The 12,724-nt window shown below is 42.8% G+C and carries 11 protein-coding genes; 3 read left to right on the forward strand and 8 right to left on the reverse strand.

Going from position 1 to position 12,724, the window contains the following annotated elements; genetic code table 11:
- Window positions 1-173 precede the first annotated feature (173 nt).
- The 4 genes from hemG to pepQ are packed head-to-tail and all read right to left on the reverse strand — an operon-like array spanning window position 174 to window position 4,169.
- Window positions 174-710, reverse strand: a complete 537-nt coding sequence (gene hemG / locus ABR397_RS16200; protein WP_350306661.1) for a menaquinone-dependent protoporphyrinogen IX dehydrogenase — start codon at window positions 708-710, stop codon at window positions 174-176.
- 23 nt (window positions 711-733) lie between these two features.
- The gene (trkH, locus tag ABR397_RS16205; protein WP_228939524.1) at window positions 734-2,185 is read right to left on the reverse strand and encodes a Trk system potassium transporter TrkH; all 1,452 of its coding nucleotides are present in this window, start codon (window positions 2,183-2,185) and stop codon (window positions 734-736) included.
- A gap of 38 nt (window positions 2,186-2,223) precedes the next feature.
- Window positions 2,224-2,835 carry an IMPACT family protein gene (locus tag ABR397_RS16210; protein ID WP_350306662.1) on the reverse strand — a complete coding sequence of 204 codons (612 nt, stop codon included), beginning with the start codon at window positions 2,833-2,835 and terminating at the stop codon, window positions 2,224-2,226.
- Window positions 2,835-4,169, reverse strand: a complete 1,335-nt coding sequence (gene pepQ / locus ABR397_RS16215) for a Xaa-Pro dipeptidase (protein WP_350306663.1) — start codon at window positions 4,167-4,169, stop codon at window positions 2,835-2,837. The genes ABR397_RS16210 and pepQ overlap by 1 nt, the downstream gene beginning before the upstream one ends.
- A 274-nt stretch (window positions 4,170-4,443) precedes the next feature.
- Between pepQ and fadB the strand changes: the two genes are divergently transcribed.
- Together fadB and fadA are read left to right on the forward strand one after the other, a co-directional pair.
- On the forward strand, window positions 4,444-6,630 hold the full coding sequence (gene fadB, locus ABR397_RS16220) for a fatty acid oxidation complex subunit alpha FadB (RefSeq protein ID WP_350306664.1): 2,187 nt from the start codon (window positions 4,444-4,446) through the stop codon (window positions 6,628-6,630).
- Between the two features lie 11 nt (window positions 6,631-6,641).
- Window positions 6,642-7,808, forward strand: coding sequence for an acetyl-CoA C-acyltransferase FadA (fadA, locus tag ABR397_RS16225; protein ID WP_350306665.1), 1,167 nt, complete (start codon window positions 6,642-6,644; stop codon window positions 7,806-7,808).
- Window positions 7,809-7,889: 81 nt separating this feature from the next.
- Here fadA and fre read toward each other — a convergent pair whose 3' ends face one another.
- The 3 genes from fre to pepE form a co-directional block, all read right to left on the reverse strand.
- Window positions 7,890-8,591, reverse strand: a complete 702-nt coding sequence (gene fre / locus ABR397_RS16230) for an NAD(P)H-flavin reductase (RefSeq protein ID WP_350306666.1) — start codon at window positions 8,589-8,591, stop codon at window positions 7,890-7,892.
- Window positions 8,592-8,601: 10 nt separating this feature from the next.
- Window positions 8,602-10,074 carry a 4-hydroxy-3-polyprenylbenzoate decarboxylase gene (gene ubiD, locus ABR397_RS16235; protein WP_350306667.1) on the reverse strand — a complete coding sequence of 491 codons (1,473 nt, stop codon included), beginning with the start codon at window positions 10,072-10,074 and terminating at the stop codon, window positions 8,602-8,604.
- A gap of 144 nt (window positions 10,075-10,218) precedes the next feature.
- Window positions 10,219-10,944: a dipeptidase PepE gene (gene pepE, locus ABR397_RS16240; protein WP_350306668.1), complete on the reverse strand. Its 726-nt coding sequence runs from the start codon at window positions 10,942-10,944 to the stop codon at window positions 10,219-10,221.
- Window positions 10,945-11,167: 223 nt separating this feature from the next.
- Here pepE and rfaH point away from each other — a divergent pair, with 223 nt between their 5' ends.
- On the forward strand, window positions 11,168-11,656 hold the full coding sequence (gene rfaH, locus ABR397_RS16245) for a transcription/translation regulatory transformer protein RfaH (RefSeq protein WP_350306669.1): 489 nt from the start codon (window positions 11,168-11,170) through the stop codon (window positions 11,654-11,656).
- A 49-nt stretch (window positions 11,657-11,705) separates the two neighbouring features.
- Here rfaH and hemB read toward each other — a convergent pair whose 3' ends face one another.
- Window positions 11,706-12,719 carry a porphobilinogen synthase gene (gene hemB, locus ABR397_RS16250; RefSeq protein WP_350306670.1) on the reverse strand — a complete coding sequence of 338 codons (1,014 nt, stop codon included), beginning with the start codon at window positions 12,717-12,719 and terminating at the stop codon, window positions 11,706-11,708.
- Between the last annotated feature and the right edge of the window lie 5 nt (window positions 12,720-12,724).

A 12,724-nucleotide genomic window follows, 5' to 3' on the forward strand; every position in this document is an offset into this window, starting at 1 on the left:
AGAGTCAAGCGCTTATTTGCTTTGCTCTGCCTGGCCTCACACGCTTTGTCAGCGTTGTGTCGGTCAGTGGTGGCGCATTATAGGGTGTTCTTCGCCGCTGGCAAGCGTTTATTTAAAAAAAACTTTTGTTCGCGGTTTTTTTCAACTAAACACTGAAAAAAAGAACAAATCAGTTATTTTTCACTCACCATTCCAAGGAAATCATCAGCAAAATGATCGACTTGCTGCCAGTCGGTATATTCAATTTCTTTGGTTGTATCAGTTTCCCCACCTGTCATCTTCATGATCAGTTTAACCATTACACGATCAAACCAGCGATAACGAGGATAAAGTAACGCACCAGCAAAAACACCACACAGATCTGGCTGCCATGGGGTATTAAGCAAAAATTTACGGACATACACATTCGTTTCAGGTGTACGCTTCTCTGGTTTCCTTGCTGTCAGATTCACGCCAAAAAATGCGGTTGGCATTTTATTAAGCTGCTGTTGATGACAAATAGAAAATTTCTTCAGTGCTGAACTAAAATGACCATATCTGATTGAAGCTCCAATCATAACTTTGTCATAAGATTTCAAATCGATTGTTTCTGCTATTGCCAAGTCTCTGAGATCACATATCTGCCCTGCTCTGTGTAGATTCTCAGCAATGTAGGTAATAATTTTCTTAGTCTGCCCATCCCGACTGGAATAAAGCAATAAGCAGTTCATAGCGATATCCTTCTTCCAATAGATTATTCACGCCAGAAGGTCGGTGTAAATAAAACTAACAAAGTAAATACTTCCAAGCGGCCAAACAACATCGTTATAACTAATATCCATTTAGCCGCTGGATTCATTGCAGTGAAGTTATCAGCAACAACACCCAACCCAGGCCCTAGATTATTCAGTGTAGCGGCTATCGCAGAAAAAGCAGAAAGTTCATCTACTCCAGTGGCGATAAGCAATAACAAGCTGATGATAAATACCAAAACATAAGCAGAGAAGAATCCCCAGACAGCTTCAATAATACGTTCAGGTAATGCTCTTCGCCCTAATTTTAGGGTATAAACCGCATTCGGATGAACCAACCGCTTCAACTCACGGGAACCTTGGAGGAATAGCAATAAGATACGAATGACTTTCAGCCCCCCCCCCGTCGAACCCGCACAGCCACCGATAAAAGCAGAACACAGCAGCAGTATTGGCAAAAATGATGGCCAGCGGGCAAAGCTATCTGTACTGAACCCAGCCGTTGTCGCCATTGAAACAACCTGGAAAAAAGCTTGGTTCAGTGTCTCCATTCCCGATTTATAAACAGCATAGTGCCATAAGATAAAAGTACAGATAATCACCAGTGCTAATTGAATAGAGATGAACATACGGAATTCAGGGTCCCGCCAGTACACTGTCAGGCTGCGTCCCGTTAACACCGCGAAGTGCAGACCAAAATTACAACCAGAAATCAGCAGAAAAATCGCAATGATAGTATTTATCACTGGGCTATTAAAATAACCAATACTGGCATCATGAGTAGAAAACCCACCAATTGCAATGGTTGAAAAGCTGTGAGAAATAGCATCAAAAACTGACATACCAGCTGCCCATAACGCCAGAGCACAGGCAATTGTCAGTAACACATAAATCAACCACAGAGTTTTTGCTGTTTCAGCAATTCGTGGACGCATTTTATTATCTTTCAAAGGTCCAGGCATTTCAGCCCGATAAAGCTGCATTCCTCCGACCCCAAGCAGAGGCAATATTGCAACAGCCAGCACAATAATCCCCATCCCCCCCAACCATTGCAACATCTGCCGATAGAAGAGAATTGCTTTAGGCAAGGTGTCAAGCCCAATAAGTGTTGTAGCACCCGTTGTTGTTAAACCAGAGAAAGATTCAAAGAATGCATCCGTAATAGAAAGATTTGGCTGCTCAGAAAAAATGAAAGGTAAAGCCCCGACACTACCAAGTACCGTCCAAAACAAAACAACGATAAGAAATCCTTCCCGAGGCTTTAATTCATGTTTTTGTTCCCGGTTTGGTATCCAAAGCATTAAACCGATAACTAAAGCAAAAATAAATGTCTGACTAAATGCACGCCCAGCGCCATCACGATAGATTAGGGCTACCAACCCTGGAATAATCATGGTGACAGAGAAAAGAATGACAAGCAGCCCAACAATACGGGTTATGGCACGAAAATGCATTCAGCTGGTTCCTTAGAAATCCAGTTAACAGAGAATATTTACAGATCAGGTGTTAAATACAGTACACCACGACTCAGATCACGTAATTTATCACCGACTTCACCCACCAGGGTAGCTGGAAGTGAAATTCGCAAAGTAACATTCTCTGCATATTCACTGGCAATAATCTGCCCCTCTGATTTCTGTAATAACTGTTCAATCATAGAGATATGGGCATATTCACACTGCAAGGAGCAGACCTTCTGTGGAACCTTATATTTTGTTTCCAGTAATTTCAGCGTCTGTTGGACACTATTTCCATATGCCCTTACTAATCCACCAGTGCCTAATTTTATTCCGCCAAAATAACGGACAACAACTGCGGTTATTTCACCGACATTATTTCCCATAAGCTGGGATAGTATCGGCTTACCTGCGGTCCCTGAAGGCTCCCCATCATCAGAAAAACCCAATTGTTGTGAATCATCCGGAGCACCAGCAACAAATGCCCAGCAATGATGCCGGGCATCAGGGTACTGAGCTTTGATTTGCTGGATAAACGCCTTAGCTTCATCTACCCCACAGGTATGCTCCAACAGGGTAATAAAGCGACTTTTTTTAATCTCTTCAGTCAAACTCACTGGAGCTGCGGGTATCAAATAAGGCTTCATTATGGCAGTTGCAGATCCCTAGTCATGTTTTCCACCTTATTTTCATGAATAACAATATTATCTTCGATACGAATACCACCGAATGGTTTAAGCATCCCAATTTTATTCCAATCAAAGTGCTTACTGAACTCACTTTCACGCCAAGGTGCAAGCAACGATTCAATGAAATAAAGGCCCGGCTCGATAGTTAGCGCCATACGGGGTTCCAGAATACGGGTACAACGCAGATATGGATATATGGCCGGAGCTGCTAAATGTGTACCTGTATCATCCTGCATAAACCCTGCAGCATCATGGACCTGTAATCCAAGAGGATGACCAATACCATGTGGAAAGAATGGCGTTGTCAGCCCTTTTTCAATGATAGCTTCTTCACTGATATCTTTAACGATACCGTGTTTTTTCAGTAAGTTAGCAATCCGATGATGCATCTGAATATGATATTCGGTGTAGCGAACTCCTGCTTTAATCGTACTGATTAGCGCTTTTTGTTCAGCATTCATATCTCTAACCAGAACAGCAAATTCATTATTACTTTTTGCTGAATAAGTACGGGTGATATCTGCTGCATAACCATTATATTCAGCGCCAGCATCAATCAGGAAACTACGCACTTCTAAAGGTGCATTGTGCTGCAATACGGTGTAATGCAAAACAGCCGCATTTTCATTTATAGCAATAATATTATCATAAGGCACATCTGTATCACGATGACCTGTTGCCATCAGATAAGATATATTAATATCAAATTCACTCATTCCAGCCTGAAATGCTTCATGAGCTGCCAGATGCCCGACAACAGCCGTTTTTTGCGCTTCACGCATACAGACCAGTTCATAATCTGTTTTATATGAACGATAAAAATGCAAATAATCCAAAACAGCTTTCGGATTGATATTATGTTCAGAAAAACCAAGTTCTTTTGCTCTTGGTTGTGAACAACCAATATAAGCAACATTCTGTTTCACATAAGGACTTAACTCTGAATTGATATCTCCGGTATTTGCCAAATGAATCATTTCAACTTCTTTAGTCCAATAGCTAGTTGGCAACGGTTCTACACTGTGCCAATAATCTATCGGTGAATAAAACCATAATTTAGGCTTATTAATGCCATCTACCCATAACCAACAATTAGGTACTTTAGTTACAGGTACCCAAGCTTTGAAGTGAGCACTAACTTTAAAAGGATAGTCTCTGTCATCCAAGAAAATACGCTGTAATTCACCGGAGTGAATAAGCAAAGCATCCAATTGATTACGGGCCAGTACTTCGCGGGTACGTTGTTGCAATGTAGAGATGTGTTCGTGGTACAGAGATGCCAACTTTTCCATTTCAATTGACCTTTTTTTATTTTATGGCTGAACCATTAGCTTATCACAGTCATTAATATTTGCAGGTATCACACGAAAATCATCCCAATTTATCGAATCCTGCTAACTCCTTATTTATAAAAATATAAAAACAATTATTGTCAATGAGATACAAATCTCACTTGTGATCACCCTTGCAAAAAACTAATCACTCATTTGCATTTACTTAACATAATAACCACAATCAAGCCTATCTGGTCATACCAGATGGTATGCGCTCATTTAGGAGAACGACATGCTCTATCAAAGTGAAACAATTCAAGTAAGCTGGCTGAAAGATGGCATTGCTGAACTGGTTTTCAATGCCCCCGCCGCTATTAATAAACTGGATACCAAAACTGTTGCATCTCTAGATAAGGCTGTCGCCAATCTAGAGCAACAAGCTGAATTAAAAGGCGTTTTATTACGCTCTGATAAAGCTGCATTTATTGTTGGTGCAGATATTACTGAATTTCTCTCTTTATTCGATGCACCTGTAGAAAAACTGCGAGAGTGGCTTGATTTCGCAAATAGCATTTTTAACCGGATAGAAGATTTACCCGTCCCAACCATTTCAGCAATAAATGGTTATGCTCTTGGCGGCGGTTGTGAATGTGTTCTGTCTACAGATTTCCGTATAGCCTCCCCCGATGTGCGCATTGGGCTGCCAGAAACCAAGCTTGGCATTATGCCTGGTTTCGGCGGCTCAGTTCGCCTTCCACGCCTTATCGGGACTGATAACGCACTGGATATCATCGCCGCAGGTAAAGACATTGGTGCAGAAGAGGCATTGAAAAACGGCCTGATTGATGCCGTTGTCCCTGGTGAAAAATTGATTAATTCTGCAATATCAATGTTGGAACAGGCTATTGCAGGGAACCTTGATTGGAAAGCAGCACGCCAGCCAAAGTTAGAGCCCTTGAAACTCAATGAAGTTGAACGTGGCATGAGTTTTAGCGTGGCAAAAGGTATGGTGATGAAAGTGGCCGGCCCTCATTACCCAGCGCCTATTACCGCAGTTAAATCCATAGAAAAAGCCGCTACACTTGGCCGTGATGAAGCACTGGAAGTGGAAGCCGCCAACTTTATCCCTCTGGCGCAGACAGATGTTGCCCGTGCTTTGGTCGGTATTTTTCTTAATGACCAGTACATAAAAGGTCTGGCGAAAAAACATCTGAAAGAAGTTACGACACCTGAGTATGCCGCAGTTCTGGGCGCAGGGATCATGGGTGGTGGTATCGCCTATCAGTCTGCCCGTAAAGGGGTTCCTGTCATGATGAAAGACATCAATCAACAGGCCCTTGAATTAGGTATGAATGAAGCTGCAAAACTGCTGAACAAACAGTTTGAACGTGGCCGTCTGGATGCCATAAAAATGGCGCGAACCCTTTCTTCTATTCAACCTACATTAAATTATGCCGGTATCGAACAGGCTCAAATAGTGATTGAAGCCGTATTAGAGAATCCTAAGATCAAAGCAGCTGTACTCTCAGAAACTGAAACTCTGGTTAATGAAGAGTGTGTTCTGGCATCCAACACTTCAACAATTCCAATTTCAGAATTAGCTAAGTCCCTAAAACGCCCAGAAAATTTCTGTGGTATGCATTTCTTTAACCCAGTGCATCGTATGCCACTGGTTGAAGTGATCCGCGGTGAAAAAACCTCTGAAAAAACAATTTCAACTGTAGTTGCTTACGCCAGCAAAATAGGTAAAACACCTATTGTCGTTAACGACTGTCCGGGATTCTTTGTCAACCGGGTGCTGCTCCCTTATCTCCTTGGCTTCGGTATGTTGTTGCGTGACGGTGGTGATTTCCGCCAGATAGACAAAATTATGGAGAAGGAATTTGGCTGGCCAATGGGTCCTGCTTATCTTATTGATGTCATTGGTCTAGATACTGCATATCATTCTCAGTCAGTCATGGCTCAAGGGTTCCCGGATCGTATGCAGCGTGATTATAAAGATGCTATTGATGTTCTATATGAAAATCAACGCTACGGACAGAAAAATGGTATCGGTTTCTATAAGTACACACAGGACAAGAAAGGCAAACCGAAGAAAGAGCAGGACGAGCAAACTGATCAACTGTTGGCAACTATCTGCCAACCGAAGAACAATTTCTCCGGTGAAGAGATCATTGCCCGTACTATGATCCCAATGATCAACGAAGTTGTCCGCTGTTTGGAAGAAGGTGTCATTGCCAGCCCAGCAGAAGCGGATATGGCTCTGGTTTATGGTATTGGTTTCCCTCCGTTCCGCGGTGGTGTTTTCCGTTATCTGGAAACAATGGGAACAGCAAATTACGTTAAAATGGCTGATAATTATGCTCACCTCGGTGCTCTTTATCAGGTACCACCTGGTTTGAAAGCCAAAGCTGAACGTAATGAAAGTTACTACCCTACAGCAGCAACGATTGCTGTCAGCACCGGAACAACAGCGTGAGGTCTGGAAACATGGAAAATGTAGTCATTATTGATGGCATCCGCACCCCAATGGGGCGCTCAAAAGGTGGTGCATTCCGTCAGGTCCGGGCTGAAGATCTCTCCGCTCACCTGATGAAAGAGATATTTAAACGTAATCCGGCAATACAAAAACACAAAGTAGATGATATCTACTGGGGCTGTGTTCAGCAGACTCTAGAGCAAGGATTCAACATTGCCCGTAATGCTGCATTACTGGCTGATATCCCTCACTCTGTACCCGCTGTGACCGTTAACCGGCTGTGCGGCTCATCAATGCAGGCGCTGCATGATGGTGCCCGCATGATTATGACCGGAGAAGCCAATGTTACGCTGATTGGTGGTGTAGAGCATATGGGTCATGTTCCGATGACTCATGGTGTGGATTTCCATCCTAAAATGAGCCTGAGTGTCGCCAAAGCCGCGGGAGTTATGGGCTTGACCGCCGAGATGCTGGCAAAGATTCACCATATCAGCCGTGAAATGCAGGATGAATTTGCGCTTCGCTCTCACCAAAATGCAACACAAGCAACACAATCAGGTGCATTCTCCAATGAGATATCACCAATTTACGGTCATGATGCCGATGGCATACTAAAATTATTTGATTACGACGAAGTTATCCGTCCAGATACCAACCTGAAAGATCTGGCAGCTCTGCGTCCAGTCTTCGATCCTATAACAGGATCGGTTACAGCAGGCAGCTCCTCTGCCTTATCCGATGGCGCATCTGCGATGCTGATAACCAGTGAAAGCTATGCTAAAAATCTGGGACTAAAACCTCGCGCCCGCATCCGCTCAATGGCTGCTGTTGGTTGTGATCCTTCCATTATGGGATATGGCCCTGTCCCTGCTACACAGAAAGCTCTCAAAAAAGCAGGTTTAGAGCTGGATGATATTGGCGTAATTGAACTAAACGAAGCATTTGCCGCTCAATCACTTGCCTGCATGAAAGGTCTGAAGTTGCTGGATCGCATGGATGATAAGGTGAACCTTAACGGTGGAGCAATCGCTCTCGGGCACCCATTAGGCTGCTCAGGTGCTCGCATTACAACAACATTGTTGAATCTAATGGAGCGCCGCGATGTTCAGTTTGGGCTGGCAACCATGTGTATCGGTTTAGGCCAAGGTATTGCCACTATTATAGAAAGAATGGATTAAGAACTTATCTGTAAAAAAATATTATAACTGAGTCGTTGTTGCCGTAATTCCCGCCTGTCAGGGGCGGGCTTTTTTATTATTTTAAATGAATTCGAAAGCATCACTATACATGTTGTCAGCAGAAGCATCACGCTCACTGCAAAAGCGCTCACGAGCAATTTTTGCCATTTCAAATCGTCCCGCAATATAGATATCATGATTGGCTAAACTGCCAAAATCCTCTAATACCGCTTTGAGCACTGTTCCAGTACGTCCACACCAACCATTCTCCGACTGTTCAACAACCGGAACAACCACCAGATTAGGATAACGCTCTGTAAGTAATTGTAATTCAGCAAGCTCATATAAATGTTGTGATTCTCTGCCACCCCAATAAATAGAGATCTCGCGCTCAGGTTGTTCTTCCAACGCTGTCAGCAATATAGAACGGGTATAAGAAAAACCCGTCCCTCCCGCAATCAATAACAACGGATTAGTGCTGCTCTGCCGGAACCAAGCCTTACCATGAGGGATATCAATATTGATCATTTTCTGATCCAGAATTTTATCCATCACAGCCATCGCATATAAATTCAGCTCAGAAGCACCAATATGCAGTTCAATAAACTTCTTTTCTGAAGGTGTTGATGCCATTGAAAACGGACGTTTATCTCTCTGATCCATCACCACCATCAGATACTGACCGGCGCGGAATGAGAACGGAGAATCAGGAAATAACCGTACCCGATAAACCGTCTCCGTAATAGCCTCTACAGAGGTTACTTTACAGCTCAGTGTTGTCATGCGTTCCCTCTTATGGTCCTAAAATATCTAATTCATCCCAAATCTTGTTGACGCGGGTACGCACTTCTTCACTCATCACAATAGGGCGTCCCCATTCCCTCTGCGTCTCCCCCGGCCATTTGTTCGTTGCATCCATTCCCATTTTCGACCCTAATCCTGAGACTGGCGATGCAAAATCAAGATAATCGATTGGAGTATTCTCCATTAATACTGTATCTCTTGCCGGATCCATTCGTGTAGTTATTGCCCAAATGACATCATTCCAGTCTCTGGCATTAATATCATCATCACAAACAATCACAAATTTTGTATACATAAATTGCCGCAGATACGACCAAACTCCCATCATGACCCGCTTGGCATGACCGGCGTACTGTTTCTTCATGGTCACGACGGCAAGACGATAGGAGCAACCTTCCGGCGGCAGATAAAAATCAACAATTTCAGGAAACTGCTTTTGTAAAATCGGTACTAACACTTCATTCAATGCAACCCCTAGCACAGCAGGTTCATCTGGCGGACGACCAGTATAAGTCGAATGATAAATAGCATCGTGACGCTGAGTAATATGCGTTACGGTGAACACCGGGAACATATCGATTTCATTATAATAACCCGTATGGTCACCATATGGCCCTTCTGGAGCTAATTCACCGGGTTCAATATATCCCTCTAATATGATCTCAGCACTTGCGGGTACTTCCAGGTTATTTGAAAGACATTTCACAACTTCTGTTTTGTATCCTCTTAATAACCCAGCAAAGGCATATTCCGATAACGTGTCAGGAATTGGCGTCACAGCACCTAATATTGTTGCCGGATCGGCACCTAAAGCAACAGCTACCGGGAAGCGTTCTCCTGGATGAGCCTGACACCATTCCTGAAAATCAAGGGCTCCACCGCGATGAGATAACCAACGCATGATGAGTTTATTTTTACCCAGCACCTGCTGGCGATAAATACCAAGATTTTGCCGCTCTTTATTCGGACCACGGGTTACCGTCAACCCCCAAGTAATCAACGGAGCAGCGTCTTCTGGCCAACAGTGCATTATAGGAAGCCGGGTTAAGTCTACATTATCACCAGCCCAAACTTGCTCCTGACAAGGCGCACTATTAAGCCGTTTGGTCGGCATATTAAGAACTTGCTTAAATTTCGGTAGCTTCTCCACCAAGTCACGAAAACCTTTCGGAGGATCAGGCTCTTTCAAAAAAGCCAGTAACTTACCTACATCATGCAAAGCCTTAACATCTTTCTGCCCCATCCCCATAGCAACACGTTCAGTAGTACCAAACAAATTACACAATACAGGCATTGAATAACCTTTGGGATTCTCAAACAGCAAGGCAGGCCCACCAGCACGAAGAGTACGATCCGCAATTTCAGTCATCTCTAAATAAGGATCAACTTCGAAGCTAACACGTTTCAACTCACCTTTCTGCTCCAACAAGACCAGAAAATCTCTTAAGTCACGGTATTTCATACTATCCATTCATGCCGGTTTTTAAGGGGAAAGACATTATAAGCTATCCCACTTAGCTTTTTTATGTTTTTATCGCAAGACTACAAATTAAACCAATAACTTACTAAAAAGCAATGGGTTTAATTCAACCTTGCGACCTCAAAGTCAAATACAACGCAATGGAACCCAATTAGCTAATACTTTGGTATCAAACTGCTCAGGGAAAAATTTATTATGTTGGAATATTTTAAACCCTTCATTCTTACCACTAAAATAACGAAGTTCTTCGCCATCAATATGTAAACCACTACCTTCACGTAATGCAATCACTATCTCTTCTGGGTTCATTGCACAGAACTCAGCCAAACGTTCATCACGAGTTTCTCCCATATGTCCACTAATATGGCTATCAATATAGTGAGGGTTAATTTGTACGGGGAACAATCCGATGGATGGTATGACAACAGCGTTACAGACAGGCATATCGTTAGTAGTACGAATACTTGGAGTCGCCACATTGCAACCCGCACTCCAACCAATATATGGAATATTACGTTCACGCACTGCGCGCTGGATTGGTACAATCAAACCGTTTTCATGTAATAACTGATTCAGCAACCAAGTATTTCCGCCACTAACCAAAATACATTCTGCATTTTCAATCGCCTGAACAGGAGAGTTAAAACGTTCAATATTTGTTACCCTTATTCCTAAAGCTTCTCCTAGCTCTTTAGCACGCTGCTCATGATCACCTCGAATAACCGCGTATGCAATCAACACAGCAGAACAAATATCATGTTTCTCAATCATTACATCTAACCGCTCTTTAGCATAACTCAACCAATTCGGATTACCTGAAAGTTTGCCATTACTCAGCAGAAATACTTCCATATTTCTTTTCCTTATATTAATTGCAGACAAAATCACCAGCATTATATTGATCGCTTTGCCTGTGGCTTACCATGATATTACTCACAGCTTTCTTACTAAGAAACGTAGTATCTACTCATAACAATAAATATCTATCACCAAACAATTATCACTGAGATAATTCCTGTAATGCCCTTTCCTATTTTGCTATGCTTAATAGTCATTGGATCAAGGTTAAATAAACATGGAAAACTGGTACCTCATCTACTGTAAGCGTGGGCAAATTTCACGAGCAATAGAAAATCTGGAACGACAGGATGTTGCCTGCCTGACTCCTACCGCGAAAATTGAAAAAATAACTCGCGGTAAACGTACTGTGAATACAGAACCCCTTTTTCCTAATTACCTATTTGTTCAGTTTGACCCAGAAGTTATTCATACCACAACTATCCATTCAACACGCGGCGTTAGCCATTTTGTTCGTTTTGGTATACGCCCGGCTATCGTACCGGATGCTCTTATTAATGAAATTATGTCCACAACAGAACAAGAATATGTATCACCAGATACACCTGTGACCGGTGATACAGTATTAATCACAGAAGGAATATTTGAAGGATTGCAGGCTATCTACAATGAGCCTGATGGAGAAACCCGCTCTATTCTATTATTGAATATTCTGAATAAACAATTACCTAAAGCGCTTGATAACAAACAGTTTGTGAAACTTTAATCAAACAAAAAACGGGCAGAATTTACATTCACCCGTTTTTAATCAAATATTAAAACCTCTGCTCATATAGCTGTTGAGCAACCTGTTTTGCGAAATATGTCAATACGCCATCTGCTCCTGCGCGTTTGAAACATAACAGGGATTCCATAATTACTGACTCCGGTAGCCAACCATTATGGATCGCAGCCATGTGCATGGCATATTCGCCAGATACTTGATAAGCGAAGGTCGGTACACCAAAGGTGTCTTTTACCCGGCGGATCACATCTAGGTAAGGCATACCCGGTTTAACCATTACAGTATCGGCACCTTCCTGCAAATCCTGTGCAATCTCCTGCAATGCTTCATCACTGTTAGCCGGGTCCATCTGATAGGTTTTTTTATTGCCCCCTTTCAAATGACTACTTGAACCGATCGCATCACGGAATGGGCCATAATAACCCGAAGCATACTTAGCCGAATAGGCCATAATCTGAGTATTTACATGACCTTCCGCTTCAAACAACTCGCGGATTGCCCCAATACGTCCATCCATCATATCGCTCGGTGCAACAATCTCAGCCCCAGCTTCCGCATGTGACAAAGCCTGTTTGACCAAAATTTCTTTGGTTACATCATTAATCACGTAACCATCTTGATCGATGACCCCATCCTGACCATGTGTAGTGAATGGATCTAATGCTACATCAGTCAGCAATCCCAATTCAGGAACAGCATTTTTCAGCGCACGAACCGTGCGTTGAACCAGTCCATCAGGACTATGAGCTTCTCTCGCATCCAAAGATTTTTTATCTGCTTCAATAACAGGGAACAAAGACAAAACAGGAATACCCAGTCGGGCAATCTCTTCAGCCTCTTTCAGCAAAAGATCCATTGTCAGACGATACACTCCTGGCATAGAAGGTACTTCTTGACGACGGTTAATGCCTTCCATCACAAACACCGGATAGATTAAATCATTAACAGTTAATTGATTTTCAGCAACCAAACGACGGGAAAAATCATGACGGCGCATTCTGCGCATACGGCGACCTGGGAAAGTTCCTGGAAATGCATAGCTCATATAGC

The organism is Photorhabdus viridis (assembly GCF_040256935.1).
GTDB classification, from domain to species: Bacteria; Pseudomonadota; Gammaproteobacteria; order Enterobacterales; family Enterobacteriaceae; genus Photorhabdus; species Photorhabdus viridis.

Bases quoted from the DNA above. Each gene is read 5' to 3' on its own strand.
- hemG (WP_350306661.1), bottom strand. From the start codon at position 710: ATGAACTGCTTATTGCTTTATTCCAGTCGGGATGGGCAGACTAAGAAA.
- trkH (WP_228939524.1), bottom strand. From the start codon at position 2,185: ATGCATTTTCGTGCCATAACCCGTATTGTTGGGCTGCTTGTCATTCTT.
- ABR397_RS16210 (WP_350306662.1), bottom strand. From the start codon at position 2,835: ATGAAGCCTTATTTGATACCCGCAGCTCCAGTGAGTTTGACTGAAGAG.
- pepQ (WP_350306663.1), bottom strand. From the start codon at position 4,169: ATGGAAAAGTTGGCATCTCTGTACCACGAACACATCTCTACATTGCAA.
- fadB (WP_350306664.1), top strand. From the start codon at position 4,444: ATGCTCTATCAAAGTGAAACAATTCAAGTAAGCTGGCTGAAAGATGGC.
- fadA (WP_350306665.1), top strand. From the start codon at position 6,642: ATGGAAAATGTAGTCATTATTGATGGCATCCGCACCCCAATGGGGCGC.
- fre (WP_350306666.1), bottom strand. From the start codon at position 8,591: ATGACAACACTGAGCTGTAAAGTAACCTCTGTAGAGGCTATTACGGAG.
- ubiD (WP_350306667.1), bottom strand. From the start codon at position 10,074: ATGAAATACCGTGACTTAAGAGATTTTCTGGTCTTGTTGGAGCAGAAA.
- pepE (WP_350306668.1), bottom strand. From the start codon at position 10,944: ATGGAAGTATTTCTGCTGAGTAATGGCAAACTTTCAGGTAATCCGAAT.
- rfaH (WP_350306669.1), top strand. From the start codon at position 11,168: ATGGAAAACTGGTACCTCATCTACTGTAAGCGTGGGCAAATTTCACGA.
- hemB (WP_350306670.1), bottom strand. From the start codon at position 12,719: ATGAGCTATGCATTTCCAGGAACTTTCCCAGGTCGCCGTATGCGCAGA.